The organism is Methylobacterium sp. J-001 (genome assembly GCF_022829565.1).
Lineage (GTDB): Bacteria > Pseudomonadota > Alphaproteobacteria > Rhizobiales > Beijerinckiaceae > Methylobacterium.
In genome coordinates, this window is record NZ_JAKSYN010000104.1 from 18745 (window position 1) to 42469 (window position 23725).

A 23725-nucleotide genomic window follows, 5' to 3' on the forward strand; every position below is an offset into this window, starting at 1 on the left:
GCGGGCGTTTGCATTCATGCGCTGAGGCTCACATACTGTGAGCGAGAGCCCGCGGGGGGGCACCCACGGACCCTCTTGTTGGGTAGCCTGGCAGCTACGTGTTACGCGAGCCCGAGCGTGATGGTCACAGACCACTCACCGCTCGGGTTCCTCGTAAGGGTGATCCGCAAAAGCGGACTCATCAGCACATCGCTCACCCCCTTCCCGTCTGCCGACTCGAACGACAGCGGTCGGCTAATCCGCCCTAAGCGCCGGTGGCCCGGTGCCTTCGTGACGGGAGGGGGCGCCCAACGGGGCCACGGTAGCCCGAGCGGTTACGCCTGTCACTTGGACAGGGCTGGCATCCCATATCTTCCAGCGTCCCACGGCCTGGTGCCGTGCCGCCGCGGCGGACGGCCGCTCGGTCATCCTGCGCCGGCCGACCTGATCGATTGTCGCGAATTACCTAAGCATTCAGTAACTAAGCAATCGGGACCGAGGGTAATTTTACCTTCCTTTTGAACTCTGCTTGCGAGTCGGGCAACGACTCTGGACTGTAGTGCGTCGAGACCAGTGCAGCCTTTGCGCAGCATCTCGCCCGTACCGCGTACCAGAGGACTTCCATGACCGCGCCGGTCGCACGCTCCACCCTTCTCGCCGCCGTCTTCGGTGGCCTGCTGTTCGCCGCCCCCGCGCAGGCCGGCGGTTGCTACGGCTCCGAATGCTACCGCCATGTCACGACGCCGCCGGTCTACGACACCGTGCAGGAGACCACGCTGGTTCGGCCGCCGCGCACGGTCTACCGCACCACGCCGCCGGTCTACGACACGGTGTCGGAGCGGGTGATGGTCGCTCCGGGCGGCCGCTTCTGGCAGACGAGCCGCGGTCCCGGCGGCGAGCTGATCGGCTGCTGGGTCACCACGCCGCCGCGCTTCGCATTGCGCACCCGGACCGTGCTGGTGCGGCCCGCCCAGTCGATCCCCGAGACCATCCCGCCGGAATACGCCACCGTCTCCCGGCGCGTCCTGGTGGCTCCGGCCCGCGCCGGCTGGGTGCCGGTCGGTGGCGGCTATGGCGGCGGCTACGGGGGGGGCTACCGCGCCGCCTCCTACGGCGGTCCCCTGGTCGGCTCGATCCCGGACGCCGTGGGCATCGCGGGCGCCAGCTCGGCCGATGTGGGTGTCGGCCTCGGCTTCTCCACGGGTAGCCTCTACGACGGCTACTGATCCGGCCGGCTTGATTCCGGACGTCCCGGCGACACCTCACGGCGGAAGCATGGGAGGCGGCGATGGGGACGTTCAAGGCCTGGGTGATCGACAAGGGTGAGGCCGGTCAGAGTCTCGCCTTCCGGGATTTCGACGATGCCGACCTGATGGACGGCGACGTCACGGTCCGGGTCACGCACTCGACCCTGAATTACAAGGACGGGCTCGCGCTCACCGGCACCTCGCCGGTGGTGCGCCGCTTCCCGATGATTCCCGGCATCGATTTCTCCGGGATCGTCGAGGCCTCGGATCATCCGGACTACAAGCCGGGCGCCCCGGTCGTGCTCACCGGCTGGGGTGTCGGAGAGACGCATCTCGGGGCCTATGCCCAGCGCGCCCGGGTCAAGGGCGACTGGCTGGTGCCGCTCCCGGAGGGCCTCACCCCCGAACAGGCCATGGCGATCGGCACGGCCGGCTACACCGCGATGCTGTCCCGCATGGCCCTCGACGCCCACGGGCTGACCCCGGATCAGGGACCCGCGATCGTCACCGGGGCGTCCGGCGGCGTCGGCTCGGTGGCGGTGGCGCTGCTGGCCCGGGCCGGCTGGCACGTGATCGCCTCCACGGGCCGCGACGGCGAGGCCGACTATCTCAAGGGGCTGGGCGCCGCCGAGATCCTCGACCGGGCGGAGCTGTCCAAGCCCGGCAAGCCGCTCGGCAAGGAGCGCTGGGCGGCGGGCATCGACGCGGTCGGCTCGACCACCCTGGCCAACGTGCTGGCCCAGACCCGGGCGGACGGCGCGGTGGCCGCCTGCGGCCTGGCCCAGGGCATGGACCTCCCGACCTCCGTGGCGCCGTTCATCCTGCGCGGCGTCTCCCTGCTCGGGATCAACAGCGTCACCACCCCGCAGGTCAAGCGCCGGGAGGCCTGGGCGCGCCTCGCCCGGGAACTCGACCTCGACACGCTCGCCAGCATGACGACCCGGGTCAGCCTGGATGAGGTTGGCCGGCTCGGCCCGGAGATCCTGGCCGGCCGGATCCGCGGGCGGACCGTCGTCGAGATCGGCTAGAGCGTGCGCCGTCGAAACGGAGGCCGGTTCGGCCTCGGCGAGCGCGTCGCGGCTAGGGACCCTTCCGGGCCTGGAGCAGGTAGCTCAGCGGCAGCAGCCCGCCGGCGGCCAGCGGCGCGTCGGCGGTGGTGCTGATGTTGTGCGGGAATTCCTGGAACCGCTCGATCGCGAGACCGGCGCCGATCAGGCTCTCGATCACCCGGCTGAGGGGATGCACATACCAGTAATGCGCGCCCACAGGCGGCGCCGGGCCGTCCCCGTACACGATGGCGGTCTCGCCCACGAACGGCGTATCGCGGAAGTAGGCGTGCCGGACGAGGAGCGCCGGCTCCTGCTTCGGCTCGAACACGTTGGCGATCGGGTGCTCCTCGTGGATCACGATCCGGCCGCCGGGGCGCAGCAGCCGCGCCGGAACCGCCATGAACCGGGCGAGGTCCGGCATCCAGCCGAACACGCCGATCGTGATCACCACGAGATCGAAGCTGGCGTCATACTGGGGGTCGATGGCGTGCACGTCGCCGGCGACGAACCGGCAGGCGCGGCCGGCGATCCGGGCCAGCTCCCGGGCCTGATCCAGGAACGCCTCCGACTGGTCGAACCCCACCGCCGCCCGGGCGCCGAGATTCATCAGGGATACGGTTTCCCGGCCGTTGTTGCAGCAGAGCTGGGCGATAGTTTTGTCCCGGAGCCCGATCGCCAGCAGGGCCGCTTGCATCGGCGGGTCGAACCACGAGAAGTTCGGGTTGCCGGCAAAGTCTCGCGTCAGTCGAGCCCAGGACGGATCGGCGCGGTGGATCGGCGCGGAGGCATCCCAGGCCCTGCGGTTGGCCGCGATGGCGTCTGAAAAGGATGGGGGCGACATCGGCGGCTCCAGAGATCCTTCGCAGGACCTGTTTCTTGCATGGCGATCGGGTGCTGCGGAACACGAATCCTTCGCAGAGTTCGGCGGATTGCGCCCGATCTCTTCGCAGGAAGCCGGACGCTCCGGCCGGAACCGTTGCCGTTCCCGCCGCATTGTTTCCCTTATGAGCGTCGCATTCGTCAAAGAGACCGAAGGTGGAGAAGCCTTCGAGAACCTGCCCGACCGTCCCATCTCGCCGCACGCGAACTTCGTCACCCCGGAAGGGCTGGCGCAGATCGAGGCCGAGGTCGCACGCCTGGAGCGGGAACTCACCACCCTGGACCGTTCCGACAAGGCGGAGGATTCCCGGATCGGACGGGACCTGCGCTACTGGCTCGCGCGCAAGAACACCGCGCAGCTGGTCGAGCCGATCGACGGCCAAACGGTGCATTTCGGCGCGACCGTCACGGTCCTGCGCGAGGACGAGTCCGGCAAGGAGACCCGCCAGACCTTCCGCATCGTCGGCGAGGACGAGGCAGATCCCCATAAGGGCTCGATCTCCTATACGGCCCCGCTTGCCCGGGCGATCACCGGGAAGAGCGTCGGTGACGTGGTCGAGGTGAACGGCAACGAGGTCGAGGTGGTCGAGATCCGCGCCTAGGACCGGCTACCGACCTTCGAAGCGCGGCCGAAGCGGCAGGATCGCTTCGGCGAAGTGGTCCATGAACGCCCGGACCCGCCCGGCATGACGCAGGTCGGGGTGGGTCAGCATCCAGAGGTCGGCGCCGATCTCGGGGTGCGGACCCGACAGCCGACGGAGGCTCGGATCGCTATCGGCCTCGAAGCACGGCAGCGGGCCGATCCCGATCCCCGCCGCCACCGCGGCGGTCAGCCCCGTCACCGTATTGATCCGAAGCTTGATCCGCTCGGCCGGAGCCTGTGCCTCGATGAAGGGGGTGAACAAGGCGCCTGCCACCGCCGGGCTGGGCACGACCCAGGCCTCGCTGGCGAGATCGCCGTAAGCCTGCCCGGCCCGCCCGTAGACCGCCCAGGCGAGCCCGGTGAGGCGTCGCCCGACCAGGGTCTCGCTCGGTTTCCGGCTCGCACGTATCGCCACGTCTGCGTCCCGGCGCGACAGATTCAGCGCCTCCTCGGCCAGGATCAGCTCGATCCGGATCTGCGGATACCGCGTGCAGAAGGAAGCCAGGATCGGCATCAGGAAGCCGGAGGCGAGATTGACCGGCGCGGTCACACGCAACTCGCCCGAGGGCGTCTGATCCTGGCCGGCGACGGTTCGCGAGAAGCGTGCGACGTCGGTCTCGATGCGGCCGGCCGCTTCAATCATCGCCAGCCCGGCCGGCGTCGGCACGTAGCCGGTGCGCAAGCGCTCGAACAGGCGCATTTCGAGTTGCGCCTCGATGGACTCGAGACGGCGGAACGCCGTCGAGTGGTTGATCCCGAGTTGTGCCGCGGCCGCGGTCAGGCCGCCCTGTTCGGCCACCGCCTTCACGAAACGGAACTCGTCCCAGTCGAGCAAGACGCCGGCTTCCTTGCATGGCTGCAAACTTGTTCTTGCGCGGGAGGGCATTTTTGCAAAGCGCAAAACACGCGATGGAGAGGCCTGCGTGCCGTCGGACGAGGCCGACGGCATTCCGCAACCCGCGACAGGAGATCGTTCGATGGCCAAGGTTCTGGTGCTGTATTACTCGACCTACGGACATGTGGAGCAGATGGCCTACGCCGTCGCCGAGGGCGCCCGGGAAGCCGGGGCCGAGGCGGTGGTCAAGCGCGTGCCGGAGTTGGTGCCCGAGGAGGTCGCCCGGCAGAGCCACTTCAAGCTCGACCAAACCGCCCCGATCGCCACCGTGGACGAGCTGCCCCAATACGATGCGATCATCTTCGGCACGCCGACGCGCTACGGCAACATGGCCGCGCAGATGAAGCAGTTCATCGACCAGACAGGCGGCCTGTGGATGAAGGGCGCTCTGGTCGGCAAGGTCGGCTCGGTCTTCACCTCGACGGCCTCCCAGCATGGCGGCCAAGAGACGACGCTGACGAGCTTCCACACCGTGCTGTTCCACCACGGCATGGTGGTGGTGGGCCTGCCCTATTCGTTCCCGGGCCAGGCGGGCGTCGAGGCGGTTAAGGGCAACACGCCCTACGGGGCCAGCACGATCGCGGATAGCGACGGTTCGCGCCAGCCGAGCGCGGTCGAGCTGGACGGCGCGCGGTTCCAGGGCCGTCACGTCGCCGGCATCGCGGCCAAGCTGGCCTGAGCGCCCAGGGCAAGAAAAAAGGCTCGGATTGCTCCGAGCCTTGAAGGAAAAAGGCCATTTGGGGGCTGAGAAGGCCTTCGTGATCAGTGAACGGGTGGCGGCGGGGTCTGTTCCACGCTGCCGATAAAAATTACCGCGGCCTTCAGCGCGGCGCGGCAGCCCGGGCCAGCCGGTCCCGGATCGCCTCACCCAGACCCGCCGCCGGGATCGGCACCACCGCGATCGTCGCAGCGCCCGAGCCGTCGAGGTCACGCAGTGCCCCGAACAGCCGGGAGGCCGCCTCGGACGGATCGCCTGCCGGGCTCAGGTTCAGCACGGCGCGTGCCCGTGTGTGACCTTCAGGCCGTCCGGCGCCGAACAGCAGCAGGGCCTCGCCGGGCTCCACCGATGTTACGTCAAGGCGCACCCGCGCCCGGGGGGCGTAATGCGACGCGAGCATGCCGGGGCCGGCCGGCGTCTCGGCATCCGCTGCCTCGGGGGCGGCCGGTTCGAAACCCATCACGTCGCGCAGCGCCGCCCGGGTGATGCCGCCCGGTCGCAGCAGCCTCGGCAGGCCGCCCAAGCAGGCAACCACCGTCGACTCGACTCCCACTGGCGTGTCGCCGCCATCGAGCAGGACGGCGATCCGACCTGCCAGATCGTCGAGGACGTGGTCGGCCCGGGTCGGGCTGACGCGGCCCGATCGGTTGGCCGAGGGCGCCGCCACCGGACGATCCACGGCTGCCAGCAGATCGCGGGCGATCGGGTGCCCGGGCACCCGCAGGGCGACGCTGGGCAATCCGGCCCGGGCGAGGTCGCAGACCCGCGTGCCCGCATGGGCCGGCACGACCAGGGTCAGGGGGCCCGGCCAGAACGCCTCGGCGAGGCGACGGGCGGCTTCGTCGAAGCTGCCTTCGGCGAGAGCGGCGTCCCTGTCGGCCAAGTGGGCGATCAGCGGGTTGAAGCGCGGCCGCTCCTTGGCGGCGAAGATTTTCGCTACGGCGGCGGGGTCGGTGGCGTCGGCGCCGAGCCCATAGACCGTCTCGGTGGGGAAGGCCACGAGCGCGCCAGCCCGCAGCAGCGCGGCCGCCTGCGCGAGGCCGGCCGCGTCGGGATCGAGCCGCCGGGTCGCGGCCGGGACCGTTGACCCGGGATCGTTCATGCGGGAAGCCGTCGTGCGAAGTGATGGCGGCGTGCCCGTCGCGCGCCTATCCTGGGGCCGCCGTAGCCCCGGTGCCCAGGCGCGGTCAAACCCGCCCCGGGTATATCATGCGGGCGGGCCGAGAGGAGCGACGACCCGATGAGCTACCGCGCCCCCGTTCCCGAGATGCTGTTCACCCTCCGGCACGTGGCCGGGCTCGACGGCGTCGACCCGGACGACGCCGAGGCGATCCTCACCGAGGCGGGACGGATCGCCGGCCAGGTGCTCGCGCCGCTGAACCGGGTCGGCGACCGGCACGGCACCCCGTTCGCCGACGGTTCCGTCACCACGCCCCCCGGATGGCGCGAGGCCTACCGCACCTTCACGGAGGGGGGCTGGAACGGCCTCTCGGCCGATTCCGACCATGGCGGCCAGGGCCTGCCGAAGCTGGTCGAAGCCGCCTGCACCGAGATGTGGAACGGCGCCAACCTCGCCTTCGGCCTCTGCCCGCTGCTGACCCAGGGCGGCATCGAGGCTCTTGCCGCCCATGGCTCCGACGACCTGAAGGCGCGCTACCTCGAAAAACTCGTCACGGGCGAGTGGCCCGCGACCATGAACCTGACCGAGCCGCAGGCGGGCTCGGACCTCGCGTTGCTACGGACGCGCGCCGAACGCGCCGGCGACGGCAGCTATCGGATCACCGGATCGAAGATCTACATCACCTACGGCGAGCATGATCTGGCGGACAACATCGTCCACCTCGTGCTGGCGCGCCTGCCCGATGCGCCCGCCGGCACCCGCGGCATCTCGCTGTTCCTGGTGCCGAAGGTCCTGCCCGACGGGACCGCCAACGACCTGCGCTGCTCCGGCGTCGAGCACAAGCTTGGCATCCACGCCTCGCCGACCTGCTCGATGGCCTTCGGTGACCAGGGCGGCGCCGTGGGCTGGCTGATCGGCCAGGAGAATAAAGGGCTGGCCTGCATGTTCACGATGATGAACGCGGCCCGGCTGAATGTCGGCCTGCAGGGGGTCGGCGTCGCCGAGGCTGCGACCCAGCGGGCCCTCGCCTACGCGCAGGAGCGCCGGCAGGGCCGGGCGGTGGGCGCCACCGAGGCGACGAGCGCGATCGTCGCGCATCCGGACGTGCAGCGCATGCTGCTGACCATGAAGGCCTATACGGCGGCCGCGCGCGGCATCTGCTACCTCACGGCCGCCGCCCTCGACGCGTCGCAGGGCCCGGAAGGGCAGGGCGCCCTCGACCGCGCCTCCCTGCTGACCCCGGTGGCCAAGGCGTTCGCCACGGATCTCGCCAACGAGGTGACCTCGCTCGGGGTGCAGGTCCATGGCGGCATGGGCTTCGTCGAGGAAACCGGGGCGGCCCAGCTGATGCGCGATGCCCGTATCCTCGGGATCTACGAGGGCACCAACGGCATCCAGGCCATCGACCTCACCGCCCGCAAGCTGCCGCTGAACGGCGGCGCCACCGTTCGGTCGCAGATCGCCTGGATGCGGCGGGCCGCGGAAGGCCTTCTCAAGGGAAGCGATCCGGCCTTCGGCCACATGGCGGCGCGTCTGCGGGACGGGATCGGCAGCCTCGACCGGGCAACCAGCCATCAACTCGCGGCCCTGACATCCAACCGCCCGAACGCGGCCCTGGGCGGCGCCGCGCCGTATCTGCGTCTGTTCGGCCTCGCGCTCGGCGGCGCCTGCCTGGCGCGCAGCGCGCTCGCCGCCTCCGCGGCCCTGAAGGCCGGCGAGACTGACCCGGCCCATGCCGCCCGGATCGCGCTGGCCCGGTTCTACGCCGAGAACCTCCTAGTGGCCGCGGGTGGGCTGGAACAGAGCGTCGTCCAGGGTGGTGCCTTCACGGACGACGCCACGCTGGCGCTGGCGGTTTGAGGAGGCAGACATGGCCGAGACCGTCACGATCATCGATCTTGAGGGCGACGTTCGCCTGATCACCCTGAACCGCCCGGAGAAGAAGAACGCCCTCACCGGCGCGATGTACGACGCGATGCGCGCGGCCCTGGCGGGGGCCGATGCGTCCGAAAAGATCGGCGCCGTGGTGTTTGCCGGGCAGCCCGGGATGTTCAGCGCCGGCAACGACCTCGCCGACTTCCTGGGCGGTGCCGCGGACGGCTTCAGCGCCTCGCCGGCCCTGGCCTTCATCCGCCAGCTTGCCCGCACCCGCACCCCGATGGTTGCGGCGATCGACGGGATCGCGGTCGGCATTGGGGCGACGCTCAGCCTGCATTGCGACCTCGTCTATGCCAGCCCGGCGGCGCGGCTGCGCATGCCCTTCGTGGAGCTCGGCCTCGTGCCGGAGGCGGCGTCCAGCTACCTGCTGCCCCTGCGGGTCGGGCGGTTGAAGGCGACGGAGCTGCTGCTCCTGTCGCGGCCCCTCGATGCCGACGAGGCGCTGGCCCTGGGCCTCGTCAACGCCGTGCTGCCGGCCGACATGCTGCTGGATCAGGCCATCGCCCAGGCGGCCAAGCTCGCCGCCCTGCCGCCAGGCGCCCTGGCGGCGTCCCGGGCGCTGATTCGTGGCGATCAGGCCCAGGTGGAGGCGGCCCTAGAGGCCGAGGCACGGGCCTTCGACGCGCAGCTGCGCTCGCCCGAATCCCAGGAACGGCTCGCCGCCTTCCTGGCGCGGTCGAAACCCGCCGCGTCGGCGTGAGCACGCCCGACCTGTCCCAGAAGATCTGCCTGGTGGCCGGCGCCTCCCGGGGCGTCGGTCGGGGCCTGGCCCGGGCGCTGGGTGAGGCCGGGGCGACGGTGATCGTCACCGCCCGCTCCAGCGAGACCGGCCCGCGCACCGAGATGCGGCCGGAATCGATCGAGGACACTGCCCGCATGGTCGACGCAGCCGGGGGGCGCGGCCACCATTACCTCTGCGACCATCGCTCCGAGCGGGCCACGGATTCGATGGTCCATTGGGTGCTGCGCCGGTTCGGGCGGATCGACGTCGCGGCCTGCAGCGTCTGGGGCGGCAACGAGGGCTATGACGGCGAGCGCTACCCGGACGGGGCCGGCTGGGGCACGCCGTTCTGGCGCCGCTCGGCCGAGCCCTATCTGGGGTTCCTGCAGGCCGGGCCGTTGCCGGCGCTGCTGCTTGCCCGGGCCGTCGCCCCATCCATGGTGGCGGCACGGACCGGCCTGATCGCGCTGGTCTCGTTCGGAACCGAGGATTACCTCGGCGACGTGTTCTACGATTCCGCCAAGGCGGCGACAAACCGGCTGGCTCTGGCCTTCGGGCAGGACCTCGCGCCCTATGGTGTGACTGCGCTGGGCCTCTCGCCGGGCTTCGTCGCCACCGAGCGGGCTCAGGATCTCGGGCAGGACGAGCGCGCCACCGAGGGGCCGCTCTACGCTGGCCGGGCGCTCGCTGCGCTGGCGGCCGATCCCGACATCGCCGCCCGCGCGGGTGCGGTCCTGCATGCGGGCGACCTCGCCCGGATCTACGGCTTCACCGATGCCGACGGCACTCGGCCGGAGCGCTTCCGCGTCGGGCCGTGACCCTGCGTCGAAACCGATCCGGCGCAGCGCGGGGGCGAAAAACGGCCTTAATTCTCCCGCAGGCTAAACCGTAATCGTGGGTTCGGGTCTGCGGTTTTTAGCCAGCCCACTTCGACGCGACGAGGAAGACAAGCATGTCGGATGCGAATATGGCCCCGCGCGTGCTGATGGTGTTTCCGAAGTTCTACGAAAACTCGATGTGGAACTTCAAGGAGGCCATGGAGCTGCAGGGCGCCCGTGCACCCGCGCCGCCGCTGGGCCTGATCACCCTGGCGGCGATGCTGCCGCCCGCCTGGCAGGTGACCCTGGTCAACCGCAATTGCGAGGACCTAACCGACGCGCAGATCCTGGCGGCCGACCTGGTGATGACCGGCGGCATGCTGCCCCAGGAGCCGGACTGCCTCGTCGTCATCGACAAATGCCGCGCGCTCGGCGTGCCGGTCTGCGTCGGCGGCCCGGCGCCGACCTCAACCCCGGAGATCTACGACAAGGCCGATTTCCTGGTGCTGGGCGAAGCCGAGGGCATCCTCGCCACCTTCGTGGAGGCCTGGGAATCCGGTGCGCGAAGCGGCCGGTTCACGGCGGAGAAGTTCAAGGCGGACGTCACCACCAGCCCGATCCCGCGCTTCGATCTGCTGACCTTCAGCCACTACCTGTATATCGGGGTTCAGTTCTCGCGCGGTTGCCCGTTCACGTGCGAGTTCTGTGACATCATCGAGCTCTACGGTCGCTCGCCGCGCACCAAGACCACGCCGCAGATGCTGGCCGAGCTCGACCGGCTCTACAGCCTGGGCCATCGCGGCCATGTCGACTTCGTCGACGACAACCTGATCGGCAACAAGAAGGCGATCAAGCTGTTCCTGCCGCACCTCATCAAGTGGCAGGAGGCGCACGGCTACCCGTTCAAGTTCTCCACCGAGGCGTCGCTGAACCTGGCGGACGACGACGAATTGCTCGGGATGATGCGGGACGCGAACTTCTTCGCCCTGTTCACGGGGATCGAGACGCCGGACGAAGCGACGCTGATCCAGACCCAGAAAAAGCAGAACACCAAGCGCTCGATCGCCGACAGCGTGCATAAGCTCTACGAGCACGGCATGTTCGTCACCGCCGGCTTCATCGTCGGCTTCGACACCGAGAAGGACAGTATCAGTAAGGCGATGTCCCTGTGCATCAGCCAGACCGGCATCCCGATTTCGATGGTCGGCCTGCTCTACGCGATGCCGAACACCCAGCTCTCGCGCCGCCTGCGCAAGGAGGGCCGCCTGTTCGAGAACTTCGCCTACACTACCGCCGAGCAGGGCGACCACTGCACGCAAGGGCTGAACTTCGTGACCCTGCGCCCGCAGCAGGATGTGCTGGCCGATTACCGGGACGTACTGCAGGAGATCTACGACCCGCCGAACTTCTTCGAGCGCGTGCGTGAAATCTCCCGGCGGGTGAAGCGGCCGAAATTCGCCGCCCACAAGGTCAACTGGCGCCATGTCGCGCGCGATCTGGGGTCGCTGCTCCGCATCTGCTGGCGGATGACCGTGCGGCGGCCGGAACTGGCCAAGCATTTCTGGAGCGTGTTCCTGCAGACTGCCCGCCACAACCCGGCGGCCCTTGAGGCGGTGGTCACCAACATGGTGATCTACCTGCACGTCTATCCGTTCTCGCGCTACGTGATCCGCGAGATCAACGGCCGGATCGCCGAACTCGAGGCCGGCCGCTGGGTGTCGCCCCCGATCCTGGCCCCCGAGAAAGACAGCGGCGGCAAGGCCGCGCCGGTCGGCAAGGTGGTCGCCCGCGCCGAGGTCAAGCACCTCGCCGCGGTGGCCTGACCGGCCCCGGGGTCAGGCGGCGCGCACCGTCTGCAGGAAGGCGCCGATCTCCCGGCGCAAGGCTTCGGACTGCGCCGAGAGGCTCGCCGCGGAGGCCAGCATCCGCGTGGCAGCGGTGCCGGTCTCGTCGGCGGCCCGGGCAACCGCGTCGATGGTGCCGGTGACCGAGCCGGTCCCGGCTGCCGCGTCAGCGATGTTGCGGGCGATCTCCTGGGTCGCGGCGCCCTGCTGCTCGACGGCGGCCGCGATCGAGGTCGCCACCCCGTCGATCTCGCGGATCCGGCCGGTGATGCCGTCGATGGCGCCCACGGTCTGACCGGTGGCGCCCTGGATGCGGCCGACCTGTCCGGTGATCTCGTCGGTGGCCTTGGCGGTCTGTGCGGCGAGCGCCTTCACCTCGGCGGCCACCACGGCGAAGCCACGTCCGGCCTCGCCGGCCCGGGCCGCCTCAATGGTCGCGTTGAGCGCCAGCAGGTTGGTCTGGCCGGCGATGTCGGAGATCAACCGGACCACGTCGCCGATCCGGCCCGCGGCCTCGCTCAGCTCCTGAACCAGTCCCGCGGTCTGGCCGGCCTGGGCGACTGCGCCCCGGGCGAGGTCGGCAGAGCCGTCGACCTGCCGGCCGATCTCCTGAACGGAGGCGCCGAGTTCCTCGGCCGCCACCGCCACCGTGCCGACATGGGCGGCGGCCTCCTGCGCAGCGCTCGCCACTGCGGCCGAGCGCTCGGCCGTGCGGGTCGCTGTGCTGGTCATGGCTTCGGCATTGGCCCTGAGGTCGAGGGCCGCCTCTGTCACAGCGGTCAGCACGTCGCCGACTGCGGCCTCGAAGCCGTCGGCCATCTCCTGGACGGCACGCCGCCTTTGGGCCTCGGCGCCGGCCCGGGCCAGCGCCGTCTCCTGTTCCAGCGCGTGGGTGTGGAGGAGATTGTCCTTGAACACCTGCACGGCCGCCGCCATGGCGCCGATCTCGTCCCGTCGGCCGGTGCCCGGGATCGCCACGGTCGCGTCGCCCTCGGCCAGGCGCCCCATGGCGTCGGTCATCCGCTGGATCGGGCGGGCGATGCCGAACAGGGCGAACAGCATTGCCGCGGCAGCGACGGCTAGGCCGACGGCGGTGGCGACCAGTGCGGTGAGCTTGGCGGAGGTTGCGTTGTCGGCGGTGGCCGCGACGTTCGCGTCGGTCTGCGACCGGGCCAGCGCAATCGCCTCGGTGAGGCTGCCGACCGCCGCCTCGCTCTGGGCGCCGGTCTCCGGATCGAGGACCAGCTTGAGAGCGCCCTCCTGGTCGCCGGCGATCATCAGCTCGACCACTTGGAGCTGCACGTTCTGATAGGCGTTCCAGGCGCCGGTGAAACGCTCGTAGGTCTGCCGCTCCCGGGGCGTCGACAGGCGGTCCTGATAGGCCTGGCGCAGTTCAGAGAGCGCGCCGAGGCCGTCGGTGAGCGCCGTCTGGTTCTTGTCGAGGGTCGCGAAATCCGGCGATCCGACGACCAGCTTGTAGAGCTTCAGGCGCACGTCGCGCACCGCCATGCCGATGGCCTCGGCCCGATTCTGGGCCGGCAGCCAGACCTGCGAGACGTCCTTGGCGTCCTGCTCGATCTCGGAGAGGCGGACGACGCTGACGACACCCTGGCCGGCGGCGGCCAGGGCAAGCAGGCCAATGGCTCCGGAGAGGACCATCTTGAGGGAGAATCGCATCGGAGCTTCCGTCGTCGCGGACAGGCCGCAGCTTCGGGGTCGATGATCTCTATGAGAGTTATTAACGCTTTGTTCGCGTATCGGTAAATATTCGCGACTAGAGCCACTTCTTCCAACGGAAGAAAACGTAGGGTAGGACCGCGGCGACGACCATCATGACTACGGCCATCGGGTAGCCGAACGAGAGATCTAGTTCCGGCATGGATTTGAAATTCATGCCGTAGATCGAAGCAATCAGCGTCGGCGGCATGAAGACGACGGCCATGACCGAGAACAGCTTGATGATGTTGTTCTGTTCGAGGTTGACCAAGCCGAGCGTTGCATCCAGCAGAAATTGAATTTTCGTGGAGAGGAAGGTCGCGTGTTCTTCCAGGGATTGAAGATCGCGCAGGGTCGAGCGGACATCCTCCCTCAGGTCGCGGGGCGCCTTGTTGGTCCGATAGGTCGCCGACAGGGACAACAGGATTCGCTCCATCGAAACCAGGCTCTCGCGCTGCTTCGAGATCAGGTCGCCGAGTCTTCCGAGGGCCCGCAACGTGTCCTGGAGGGCGGTGTTGCGCGCCGAGGGATCGGCCTGCACTTCGAAGATCTTGCCCGATAGGCGGTCGATGCGCTCGCCCTGGAGCTGCAGCACGTCCGCCGCCCGGTCGATCACCGCCTCGATCAGTCCCGCCAGGATGGTCTCGCCGGAGAGCGCGGAGGTGTTGCCGTTCCCCATCGTGCGGCCGGCGCGCTGCGTATACATCCGGAAGGCCTGCGGCTCCTCGTAGCGCACAGTCACGAGGCGGCTGCCGCGCAGGATGAAGGTGATGCCGGCAAGCCCCGGCTCCTCGGCATCGCTGACCTTCGACAGCACGCGCCCGGTCATATAGCGGGCGCCCTCCTCGACGTAGAGCAGCTCCGAAGGCTCGATGTCCTTCATCTCCTCCCGGGTCGGCACCTCGATGCCGGCGAAGGCCTCGACCTTGAGTTCCTCCTCCCGGCTCGGGCGGATCAGGTCGAGCCAGACAGTGTCCTCCGGGATCGTGTCCTGAAGGTCGACGATTCGGCGCTCAAGCAGCGAGGATCCGGCGCCGGTTGCGGGCTGGTGGATGAAAATCACGAAGCGGTCTCGGGTGCGAAGCGGTCACAAGTCGGCGCTGGGTCCGGTCCGCATCCGGCACGGCGGCTCCAAGCGCAAGCTGCGCCGTGGGTGTGGCGTTGTTTTCTGACGCTTCCGTGACATCGCAGTCCGCCTCGGCGGTTCCGCCCAGCCCGCTTGGGCTTTCAGTTGCAGCCTTCGCAGACGCTGTTGTCGATCTTGTCGGTCAGGGCGCGTTCGCGCCGTTGCTCCTGACGGGAGGGTACCTCGCCGGGGCCGAGCGACGTGCCCGGTGGCTTGGTCACGCCGAGGTTGTTGGTGTTCGGCGCCGTGATGGTCGAGGTCGGGCCGCCGCCGGTGCCGGTCTGATCGGGCGCGCGGGGCTGCGCCGCCAGGGACGTGGGCAGGGCGACGCTCAGCACGGCGAGGGCGAGCAAGCGGGTCGATGCTGTGGTCATGACACCTCCAGTCATCTGAAGAACGTCAGATGCCCCAGCAAGTTGCAAGCCTCCACGTTGCAAGCCTCCACGTTGCAAGCCTCAGCGACGGCGCGGGGCCTCGCGCCGGAACACGCCGACCATTTCGACATGGTCCGAATGCCGGAACTGGTCGACCGGCGTCACCGATTCGAGCCGGTAGCCGCCTTCCGTCAGCGTCGCCGCGTCCCGGGCGAAGGTGCCGGTATCGCAGGCGACCCCGATCGCCGCCGGCACCCGCGAGGCGGCGAGCTGGCGGGCCTGGGCCTCCGCTCCGGCCCGGGGTGGGTCGAACACCACTGCGTCGAATCCATTGAGCTCCGTGGGCAGCAGCGGCCGGCGGAACAGGTCCCGGCGCTCGGTGGTGATCTGGCGCAAGCCCGTGGCGGCCCGGGCCGACCGGTCGAGGCCGGCCAGCGCGGCTGCATCCGCCTCGACGGCGTGGACGGCGGCACTGCGCGCCATTGCCAGGGCAAGGGGACCACAGCCCGAGAACAGGTCGGCGACGCGCCGCGGGCGGCGTCCCAGGGCCGCGACGGTGAGGTCGGTGAGGACCGCTTGCCCGGCTGCAGTCGCTTGCAGGAAGCCGCCGGGAGCCGGGTGAAGGCGGCTCTCGTTGGATGTCACCGAGACGGGCTCGGCCTCCATCAGGCGCTCGCCGTGGAGCGACAGCCGGGCGAGGCCGAGTTCGCCCGCGATCCGCACCAGCGCGGAGGCGACGCCGCCGCTCACCGGCCCGTGCCCGCGCAGGTCGATATCGAGGCCCTGGTCGGTGGCGGTGACGGCCACGTCGAGGGGCTTGCGGCCGTGGCCGAGCGGTGCCGCCAGGCGGCGCGCCACCGCGGGGGCCGGATGCAAAGCCGGCACGGTGATTGGGCAATGATCGATCGGCACCAGCGCATGGCTGCGCGCCGCCATCAGGCCAGCCTCGCCCTGTCCGTCGATCTCCCGGACATGCAGGGTGATGCGGCGGCGCCCGGCGCCGTGCGCGTCGATGGTGGCTTCGGGCTCGATAGCGAGCCGGGCCTGCGACAGGGCCTGGGCGACGAGGCCCCGTTTCCAGGACAGCTCCGCGGCGGGCGCGAGGTGCTGCGTCCGGCAGCCGCCGCAGCGCATATAGTAGGGGCAGAACGGCTCCACCCGATCGGGCGACGCCTGCTCGATGCCCAGCAGCTCCGCCCGCTTTCCCTCCCGGCGGATCGTCACCCGCTCCCCGGGCAGCGTGTAGGGAACGAGGATACCGTCCTCGGCGATGCCGTCGCCGCGGGCGCCGAGCTCCCGGATCGTGACCGTTTCGCTCATGATACTTTTGCGCCGATCAAAAATTCGGAATTGCCGTCGCCACCCGGCACGGGCGAGTCGATCAGACCCAGGATCGCCGCGCCGAGTCCCTCCAGCACGCTGCGGACGGCCGCGCAGACCTCCGCGTGGACGGCCGGATCGCGCACGAGCCCGCCGCGCCCGACGCGCTCGCGTCCGGCCTCGAATTGCGGCTTGATCAGCGCAACGATCGCAGCGCCGGGTGCGAGCAGCGCCGGCAGGGCCGGGAGCACCAGACGTAAGCCGATGAAGCTGACATCGACGCTGGCCAGTGCAGGCCGGGATACGAGCTGCGCCGGGTCGAGCGTGCGGATGTCGGTGCCCTCCAGGCTGGTGACCCGCGGATCCGCGGCGAGCCGCGGATGCAATTGGCCCCGGCCGACATCGACCGCGTGGACATGGGCCGCGCCCCGGGCAAGCAGCACGTCGGTGAAGCCGCCAGTCGAGGCGCCGACATCGAGGCAGGCCAGGCCGGCCGGGTCCAGCCGGAACGCGTCGAGCGCCGCCGCGAGCTTCAGGCCGCCCCGCGAGGCATAAGGGTGCTCGGGCGTGGCCTCAATCTGCGCGCCTGGGTAAATCGCTTCCGAGGCCCGCGTCAGGGGCCGCCCATCGACCCGCACCAGCCCGGCCCGGATCGCCGCCTGCGCCCGCGCTCGGCTCTCGAAATGGCCGTGCTCCACCAGGAACAGGTCCGCCCGTTTCGGCGAGGGATCGGGGCGCGCGGGCGCCGTGCGATCCGGTATGGGCCGGTCTCCGGTCATCAAGGCTTTACGGGCTGGCGCCAGGGATACGGCGAAGGTTTCGGGGTCCGGCCCTGTCGAAGGGGCAGCACGCATCCTAACTAGACCGGGCTTGAGAGGAGAGCCACCGTATGACACGCATCCTGCCGCTGCTCGCGCTGCTGGGCCCCTTCGCGGCGAGCGGCGCCCTGGCCCAGGAGCCGCCGGCCGCCGCCAAGCCCGCCGAGACGTTCCAGGCCCCCCTTAAGAACGCCAAGGGCGACACGATCGGCACGATCGCGATCCGCGACGGCGCGAACAGTCTGGTTCTGCGCGTCGCCATCCAGCCCGGTGGCCTCGCGCCCGGCTGGCACGGCATGCATTTCCACGCCGTAGGCGATTGCTCGGATCCGAAGTTCCTGAATTCCAAAGCGCACGTGAACCACGACCAGAGCAAGCATGGCCTGCTCAACCCGGACGGGCCCGACGAAGGCGACCTGCCGAACCTCTACGTGACCCAGGACGGTTCGGCGAATGCCGAGGTGACCAGTGAGACGCCGCTCACCGGCGAGGGCGGCCTCAAGGACGGCGACGGCTCGGCCGTGATCATCCATGCCAATGAGGATGACCATACCAGCCAGCCGATCGGCGGCGCCGGCGACCGTGTCGCCTGTGCGGTGATCAAGTAGGCCCGGTCAGACGGGGTTGGGTGAAGGCACCAGGGGCGGGATTGGACGGGGGCGCCCCGCCTCATCGATGGCGACAAAGGTAAGGGTGGCCCGCGTCACCCGTTCGCGGACCTGGGTGCAGAAGCGGCGCGCCCAGGCCTCGACCTCGATCTTCATCGAGGTCCGGCCGACATGCGTCACCCGGGTGTAGACGCAGAGCACGTCGCCGACCCGTACCGGCCGGATGAAGGTCATGGCGTCGAGGGCAACGGTGACGACCCGGCCCTGAGCCCGGTCGACCCCCGCGATACCGCCGGCCTGATCCATCTGGGTAAGCACCCAGCCGCCGAAAATGTCGCCGTTGGCGTTGGTATCGGCCGGCATCGCGATGGTCCGCACCGTCAGGTCGCCGCGCGGCAGGTCCGTTTCGGGGGGCGGCGGCGCCGCGCCGTCGCCCGTTGCGCGTTCGACGTGCTGCATGCCGTCCATCCGCCTGTCCCGCGCGCCGTCAGAGAAGGAGGCCGGCGAGCTTCAGGCCGGCTGCCAGCAAGATGGCGGTTCCGCCCAGGATGCATTCGAACGGAATGGATTGCCAGAGATCCGGCGTCGCCGCCGCGGGCTCGGCGCGCTGCACGATATCGTTCATTGGAATTCCTCCCGGGCAGGTCGATCTGTCGCCGATCCGTCCCTTTTCTGCACTATACGGCACAAGGCCCGGGCGCGCATCCCGAATCACGGCGTGAAAAAGCCCGGCGGCTCGTGTGAGCCACCGGGCTGATCACGGTGTCGATTCGCTTAGTAGTAGAACCGCCGACGGTAATACGGACGGCGGTAGAACGGGCGCGGGCCGTAGTAGAACCGGCGACGGTAGTAGGGACGGCGGTAGAACGGCCGCGGGCCATAGAACCGACGGCGATAATAGTACTGGGCCTTCTGGGCTACGGCCGGCGCGGCGTCGGCCGGCAGGGCGATGCCCGGGCCGATCGGCGCAGCCGACGCGCCCTGCGGCGCAGCAGCCGCAAAGCCCAGCACCAGCAGGGCCGCGAGCAGGAATTTCCTCAACACGGTCTCGACTCCCTTCGCGTGATTGCGTTGTCGACAACGAACCGCACGGGGGACGAGAACCCTTACGGCGATCCGAAACGCTGCAACGCACGGGCGACGAGAAGCGTTGCAGCGTAACCGCTACGGATAGTCGGAAGGGTTTATTTTCGGCAGCGGCCGCCGACGGGCGTGCCGGCACGTCGCGTTTCATCATGTCGGATCAAGGGGTTGAGTCCTTGATGCCGCGGCGGTCAGGCGATCTGCGTGGTCATGTCGACGATGCGCGCCTCGGTGCTCTGGCGGACGAGGGCGATGCCGTGCTCGCAATCCTCCCGGCGCAGATAGCCCTCGCCGGACTCGGCCACCACCTCGCCGTTGCGGGCCCGCAGGCGCCAGCGCCACTCGCCCTTGGCATCCCGATAGAGTTCGAACCGCATGGGGAGGCTCCTGTCTGACCGTCCGGTGAGATGGGATCCCGCGTTCAAAAAAAGAAGCCGCCCCGGAAGTCTCCTCCCGGGGCGGCCTTTTTAGGATCTTGAATGTCCTGGTCTCAAAAGGTCCGTGACCTTTTGCGGGGTCAGGGCAGCGCCCTGCCTGTACTCAGGACCGGGGCGACCGCTCCAGCCAGCCGATGTTGCGGCCGCCTTCGCCGGCGCCACCGGCGCTGCGCGGACGGGCATCGGCCTGCTGGGGCCGACTGTCCCGCGCCGGGCGCGCCTGCTGCTGGTTCGGGCGCTCGCCCTGCGGTCGGGGTGCGGGCCGGTCGGACCGGGCCTCGCGCCCCTGCGGAGCGGGGCCACGACCGTCACCCCGACCGTCCTGCGGACGGCCCTGGCGGGGCGCACCCTGGCCCTGGCCGCCGCCGAACCCGCGGCCGCCCTCCGGGCGTCCCTGCTGGGGGCGGCCCTGCTGCGGACGGGACCGCTGGCCCGGACGGCCACCGGCCGGACGCTGCTGCTGGCGCTCGGGCCGGCGCTCTTCCTCACGCGCGATGTCGGCCGCCTCCTGACGGGACGGGGGCGTGAAGCCCTCGGGGAAGCCCGCCACCGGCACGCTCTGGCGGGTCAGCCGCTCGATGTCGCGCAGGTAAGCCCGCTCCTCGTCATTGCAGAACGAGATCGCCAGACCGGTCGCCCCGGCGCGCGCGGTGCGGCCGATGCGGTGGACGTAGCTCTCCGGCACGTTCGGCAGGTCGAAATTGACGACGTGGCTGACGCCGTCGACATCGATACCGCGGGCGGCGATGTCGGTGGCCACCAGCACCCGGCAATCGCCGTCGCGGAAGGCCTGGAGGGCCCGCTCACGCTGCGGCTGGCTCTTGTTGCCGTGGATTGCGGCGCCGGCGATGCCAACCTTGTCGAGGCCGCGCACGACCCGGTCTGCCCCGTGCTTGGTGCGGGTGAAGACCAAGACCCGGTCGATGGCCGGATCCCGCAAGATATGGGCGAGCAGCGCCTGCTTCGCGCCGGTATGGGCGAAGATGACCTTCTGCTCGACGCGCTCGGCCGTGGTGGCCACCGGGGTCACGGCGACCTGCACGGGATCCTTCAGGTACTGGCCGGCCAGGCCCGCGATGTTCTTCGGCATGGTCGCCGAGAAGAACAGGCTCTGGCGCTGGGCCGGCAGCATCTTCACGATGCGCTTCAGGGCGTGGATGAAGCCGAGGTCGAGCATCTGATCGGCCTCGTCGAGGACGAGGATCTCGACGCCCTCGAGGGTCAGCGAGCGGCGTTCGATCAGGTCGATCAGCCGGCCCGGGGTGGCGACGAGGATGTCGACGCCGGGTGCCAAGGCGCGCTCCTGGCGGCTGATGGTGACGCCGCCGAACACCACCGTGGTGGTGTAGGACAGGTGGCGGCCGTAATCCGCGAAGGATTCGGCGATCTGGTTGGCGAGCTCGCGGGTGGGCGAGAGCACCAGCACCCGGCAGCCGCGGCGCGGGGCCCGGCGATCCGAGAGCGAGAGGCGGTGCAGGATCGGCAGCGCAAAGGCCGCGGTCTTGCCGGTGCCGGTCTGGGCGATGCCGCAGAGGTCGCGGCCCTCCATGGCCGGCGGGATCGCCTGGGCCTGGATCGGGGTCGGCGTGACGTAGCCAGCCTCGCCGAGCGCCCGCAGCACGGGCTGGGCAAGGCCGAAATCGGTGAATTGGGTCAAAGAGATATCCGATGCAGCAGGGCCGGCCGGGCGCTTCGCGTCATATGCGAGCAGCGCAGAATTCAGGTCGGTCCGTTGGCAGGGGGCAGCCCGCGTGATGGGGCGGCCCGGGTGCATGCACGTTATGAAGAGGGGGGCCGGATCACGCCGGAAGGCGCTCGATCCGTCACGCAGCCCCCTCAAGCGGGCCATGACGGCCGCTGACGCTGCATCGCCGATATGCGGGTGTGCAGCTGCGAAGTCAATGCACAGCTGTGCCCGGCACGACATGGCACCGATCGCCTGGGCGCACGGCTCGGCTATCGATTTTGTCCTTCTGGATCGAGACGAGCGCAAATCACGCCGCGATGGCGTACCCTGTCGGCTGGATGGGTTCGCGTCAGCCCACCAAGCGCTGCGTCTGACGGTAGAGACACGCCGCAAGGCCCGCGAACAGCACCAGGCTGCCGATCAGCGCGGGGCCGCCAAAACCGCCGCCCACCAGCGCCAGGGCGGCATCGTCGCCCGACACGTAGACAATCAGCGCGAAGGCGACCCCCCAGAGGCTCTCCCCGACGATCAGGCCCGTGGCTGTCAGCGTACCGAGCCGGATTGCCCGCTCCGGATCGGCCTGGCGGCGCGCCCAGCGCTCGTAGACCGTGCCGATCACCGCGCCGGCCACGAGGGGCACGATCAGCTTCATGGGCAGGTAGATTCCGAAGGCGGTGGCGAGCGGCGGAAGGCGAAGGCGCTTCAGACGGCCGAGGGTCTCATCCAGGGCGATCAGCCCCACCCCCGCGGCGGCGCCCCAGCCCAGCATGCGCCAATTGCCTTCGCCCGAGAGCACGCCCTTGGCCAGGGTTGAGATCAAGCCGGCCTGTGGCGCGGCCAGCGCGTTCGGGCCGGCACCGGGCGTCCCGACGAAGCCGAAGCTCGTCGCCAGCACGTTCAGCACCGGCGGGATGATCGCCGAGCCGAACACCACGCCGACCACGAGGGCCGTCTGCTGCTTCCACGGGGTCGCGCCGACCAGCTGGCCGGTCTTGAGGTCCTGCAGGTTGTCGTTCGCGATGGTGCAGATGCTGAACACGATGCCGGTGACGGTCAGCACGTAGGCGACGAGCGCACCGCTGCTCTCGGCATCCGCATCGCGGCCGAGAAGACCCAGCAGCATCGCGGAACTTGCCAGCGCGGCCAGGATACCGATCCCCGACACGGGCGAGTTGGAGGCGCCGATCAGCCCGGCCATGTAGCCGGTGACAGCCGCCACCACGAGCCCGAGCACCAAGACGAACAGCAGGCCGCCCGCGATCAGCAGCACGCCGTGGCGCTCCAGGCTCGTCCCGGCGAGGACGTCCCACAGCAGCCAGCCGATCGGGAGGAGCAGGGCCGCCGAGACCAGGAGGACGACCGCCATCGGCAGGTCGCGCTCCTCCAGCGCCAGCGTCGCGCCGGCCTGACGCGCCCGCCCGGCCGCGAAGGACGAGCGAATGCCGCCCAGCACCGGGCGGGCGATCCGGATCAGCGTCCAGATCGCGGCGACGCCCATCACCCCGGCGCCGAAGAACCGCACCTCCTGCCGGAAGACCGCGCCGACCCAGGCGTCGACGCTCAGCCCCGGCATCGGCTGCTGCGCGGTCAGGATCGGCACCAGAACGACCCAGCCGATCACCAGCCCGAGGGCCATCGCGGCACCCACCGACAGGCCGACGAGATGGCCGACGCCGAGCAGCGCGAAGGACAGGTTGCCGGCGAGCCCGGTGGCGCCGGCGCCGACCCGGAACCAGAGCGCGGCGCTGTCGAGCACCAGCCGGGTCTGGGCCAGGGCCGCGAAGCCGGCCGAGGCCAAGCTGTTCCAGACCAGAATGCGCAGGCCCAGCGCGCTGTCCGCCGCCCCGGCGGTGCCCTGGGTGCCGAGCGCCAGCACCTCGGCGGCCGCGTGCCCCTCGGGATAGGGCAGGTCCGAATCGACCACGAGGGCGCGGCGCAGGGGCACGGAGAACATCACGCCCAGGATCCCGCCCGTTGCGGTGATCCCCGCGGTGGTGAGCCAGGGGAAGCCGTGCCACCAGCCGATCATGACCAAGCCCGGCAGCACGAAGATGATCGCCGAGAGCGTGCCCGCCGCCGAGGCCACGGTCTGGACGATGTTGTTCTCTAGCACCGTCGCGCCGGGGAGGTGGCGCAGCACCGCCATGGAGATCACCGCGGCCGGGATCGATGTCGCGAAGGTGAGCCCGACCTTAAGGCCGAGATAGACATTGGCGGCAGTGAAGAGCAGCGTCAGCGCGCCGCCGAGCAGGATGCTGCGCCAGGTCAGTTCGGCGGATTGGGCGCTGCTGGACATACGAATCGGGCTCCGCGACCTCGTCCAGAGAGTTTATCGATGGGCGGCGGAAGGACACAACCGGTTTGCCAGCGCATCATCACGATCCAAATTGGATCAGGCCGGGCGGCTTTGTTTGCACAGCCTCTATTTTATCAGTGAAATTCTAAACTCAAAATTGTGGTATTCGGATATGAGTATATCGGCTCCTTGAGCTGACGCGCTCCGCCGCCAGCGCTTCGAGTCGTGGGTGTGGTGGCCGCGCGGAGCGAACATGCGGCCATGCAGATCGACGAGGGACGCACCGACGAGACGGCGCTAGCCCTTTCGTGGCTGGCGCTCCGCAACGAATGCCGGGTCTCGAAGGGGGGCGACGGGGCAACGCTCGGCTGTCTGCACACGACGAGCCTAATGACGACCCGGTCGGCAA

The 23725-nt window shown here is 69.8% G+C and carries 23 protein-coding genes; 9 read left to right on the forward strand and 14 right to left on the reverse strand.

All coding sequences use genetic code 11. The features are described from left to right. The first annotated feature begins 602 nt into the window (after window positions 1-602). Both MKK65_RS11375 and MKK65_RS11380 read left to right on the forward strand, forming a co-directional pair. Window positions 603-1205: a hypothetical protein gene (locus MKK65_RS11375; protein ID WP_243957761.1), complete on the forward strand. Its 603-nt coding sequence runs from the start codon at window positions 603-605 to the stop codon at window positions 1203-1205. A 62-nt stretch (window positions 1206-1267) separates the two neighbouring features. Next, window positions 1268-2254 (forward strand): MDR family oxidoreductase, encoded by a 987-nt coding sequence (locus tag MKK65_RS11380; protein ID WP_243957763.1) that lies wholly within the window; start codon window positions 1268-1270, stop codon window positions 2252-2254. A 52-nt stretch (window positions 2255-2306) separates the two neighbouring features. On the opposite strand, the gene MKK65_RS11385 is transcribed toward MKK65_RS11380, so the two are convergent. Next, entirely contained in the window at window positions 2307-3116 is an 810-nt protein-coding gene (locus MKK65_RS11385; RefSeq protein ID WP_243957765.1) for a class I SAM-dependent methyltransferase, read from the reverse strand. Window positions 3117-3279: 163 nt separating this feature from the next. Here MKK65_RS11385 and greA point away from each other — a divergent pair, with 163 nt between their 5' ends. Beyond that, window positions 3280-3756 (forward strand): transcription elongation factor GreA, encoded by a 477-nt coding sequence (gene greA, locus MKK65_RS11390; protein ID WP_243957767.1) that lies wholly within the window; start codon window positions 3280-3282, stop codon window positions 3754-3756. Window positions 3757-3762: 6 nt separating this feature from the next. On the opposite strand, the gene MKK65_RS11395 is transcribed toward greA, so the two are convergent. Beyond that, window positions 3763-4683 (reverse strand): LysR family transcriptional regulator, encoded by a 921-nt coding sequence (locus tag MKK65_RS11395; RefSeq protein WP_243957769.1) that lies wholly within the window; start codon window positions 4681-4683, stop codon window positions 3763-3765. Between the two features lie 91 nt (window positions 4684-4774). Between MKK65_RS11395 and wrbA the strand changes: the two genes are divergently transcribed. Next, window positions 4775-5371 carry an NAD(P)H:quinone oxidoreductase gene (gene wrbA / locus MKK65_RS11400; protein WP_058194617.1) on the forward strand — a complete coding sequence of 199 codons (597 nt, stop codon included), beginning with the start codon at window positions 4775-4777 and terminating at the stop codon, window positions 5369-5371. A gap of 142 nt (window positions 5372-5513) precedes the next feature. Here the strand turns inward: wrbA and MKK65_RS11405 are convergent, their stop codons facing one another. After that, on the reverse strand, window positions 5514-6512 hold the full coding sequence (locus tag MKK65_RS11405; RefSeq protein ID WP_243957771.1) for an L-threonylcarbamoyladenylate synthase: 999 nt from the start codon (window positions 6510-6512) through the stop codon (window positions 5514-5516). Window positions 6513-6650: 138 nt separating this feature from the next. Between MKK65_RS11405 and MKK65_RS11410 the strand changes: the two genes are divergently transcribed. The 4 genes from MKK65_RS11410 (at window position 6651) to MKK65_RS11425 (ending at window position 11830) form a co-directional block, all read left to right on the forward strand. Next, window positions 6651-8390, forward strand: a complete 1740-nt coding sequence (locus MKK65_RS11410; RefSeq protein WP_243957772.1) for an acyl-CoA dehydrogenase — start codon at window positions 6651-6653, stop codon at window positions 8388-8390. A 10-nt stretch (window positions 8391-8400) separates the two neighbouring features. Further along, window positions 8401-9168 carry an enoyl-CoA hydratase-related protein gene (locus MKK65_RS11415; protein WP_243957773.1) on the forward strand — a complete coding sequence of 256 codons (768 nt, stop codon included), beginning with the start codon at window positions 8401-8403 and terminating at the stop codon, window positions 9166-9168. 32 nt (window positions 9169-9200) lie between these two features. Continuing rightward, the gene (locus MKK65_RS11420) at window positions 9201-10007 is read left to right on the forward strand and encodes an SDR family NAD(P)-dependent oxidoreductase (RefSeq protein WP_243957825.1); all 807 of its coding nucleotides are present in this window, start codon (window positions 9201-9203) and stop codon (window positions 10005-10007) included. Between the two features lie 134 nt (window positions 10008-10141). Next, on the forward strand, window positions 10142-11830 hold the full coding sequence (locus MKK65_RS11425; protein WP_243957774.1) for a B12-binding domain-containing radical SAM protein: 1689 nt from the start codon (window positions 10142-10144) through the stop codon (window positions 11828-11830). 12 nt (window positions 11831-11842) lie between these two features. Here the strand turns inward: MKK65_RS11425 and MKK65_RS11430 are convergent, their stop codons facing one another. From MKK65_RS11430 to MKK65_RS11450, 5 genes are all read right to left on the reverse strand, one after another. Next, entirely contained in the window at window positions 11843-13528 is a 1686-nt protein-coding gene (locus tag MKK65_RS11430) for a methyl-accepting chemotaxis protein (RefSeq protein ID WP_243957775.1), read from the reverse strand. Window positions 13529-13625: 97 nt separating this feature from the next. Then, complete coding sequence (locus MKK65_RS11435; protein WP_243957776.1) at window positions 13626-14630, reverse strand: magnesium transporter CorA family protein; 1005 nt, start codon at window positions 14628-14630, stop codon at window positions 13626-13628. A 164-nt stretch (window positions 14631-14794) separates the two neighbouring features. Then, window positions 14795-15067: a hypothetical protein gene (locus tag MKK65_RS11440; protein WP_243957777.1), complete on the reverse strand. Its 273-nt coding sequence runs from the start codon at window positions 15065-15067 to the stop codon at window positions 14795-14797. Window positions 15068-15148: 81 nt separating this feature from the next. Further along, window positions 15149-16387, reverse strand: a complete 1239-nt coding sequence (locus MKK65_RS11445) for a class I SAM-dependent RNA methyltransferase (protein ID WP_243957780.1) — start codon at window positions 16385-16387, stop codon at window positions 15149-15151. Further along, entirely contained in the window at window positions 16384-17166 is a 783-nt protein-coding gene (locus tag MKK65_RS11450) for a TlyA family RNA methyltransferase (protein WP_243957782.1), read from the reverse strand. Before MKK65_RS11450 ends, MKK65_RS11445 begins: the two co-directional genes overlap by 4 nt. 110 nt (window positions 17167-17276) lie before the next feature. Between MKK65_RS11450 and MKK65_RS11455 the strand changes: the two genes are divergently transcribed. After that, on the forward strand, window positions 17277-17813 hold the full coding sequence (locus MKK65_RS11455; protein WP_058194626.1) for a superoxide dismutase family protein: 537 nt from the start codon (window positions 17277-17279) through the stop codon (window positions 17811-17813). Between the two features lie 6 nt (window positions 17814-17819). Here the strand turns inward: MKK65_RS11455 and MKK65_RS11460 are convergent, their stop codons facing one another. The 6 genes from MKK65_RS11460 to MKK65_RS11485 form a co-directional block, all read right to left on the reverse strand. Then, window positions 17820-18272 carry an acyl-CoA thioesterase gene (locus MKK65_RS11460; protein WP_243957785.1) on the reverse strand — a complete coding sequence of 151 codons (453 nt, stop codon included), beginning with the start codon at window positions 18270-18272 and terminating at the stop codon, window positions 17820-17822. A gap of 28 nt (window positions 18273-18300) precedes the next feature. Further along, on the reverse strand, window positions 18301-18438 hold the full coding sequence (locus MKK65_RS11465) for a hypothetical protein (RefSeq protein WP_243957786.1): 138 nt from the start codon (window positions 18436-18438) through the stop codon (window positions 18301-18303). 149 nt (window positions 18439-18587) lie between these two features. Then, complete coding sequence (locus MKK65_RS11470) at window positions 18588-18857, reverse strand: hypothetical protein (RefSeq protein ID WP_058194627.1); 270 nt, start codon at window positions 18855-18857, stop codon at window positions 18588-18590. A 230-nt stretch (window positions 18858-19087) separates the two neighbouring features. Then, a complete protein-coding gene (locus MKK65_RS11475; protein WP_058194628.1) occupies window positions 19088-19273 on the reverse strand; it encodes a YegP family protein in 186 nt (61 codons plus the stop codon). A 163-nt stretch (window positions 19274-19436) separates the two neighbouring features. Further along, window positions 19437-20990: a DEAD/DEAH box helicase gene (locus tag MKK65_RS11480; protein ID WP_243957787.1), complete on the reverse strand. Its 1554-nt coding sequence runs from the start codon at window positions 20988-20990 to the stop codon at window positions 19437-19439. 379 nt (window positions 20991-21369) lie between these two features. Next, window positions 21370-23316: an OPT family oligopeptide transporter gene (locus tag MKK65_RS11485; protein ID WP_243957788.1), complete on the reverse strand. Its 1947-nt coding sequence runs from the start codon at window positions 23314-23316 to the stop codon at window positions 21370-21372. Window positions 23317-23725 lie beyond the last annotated feature (409 nt).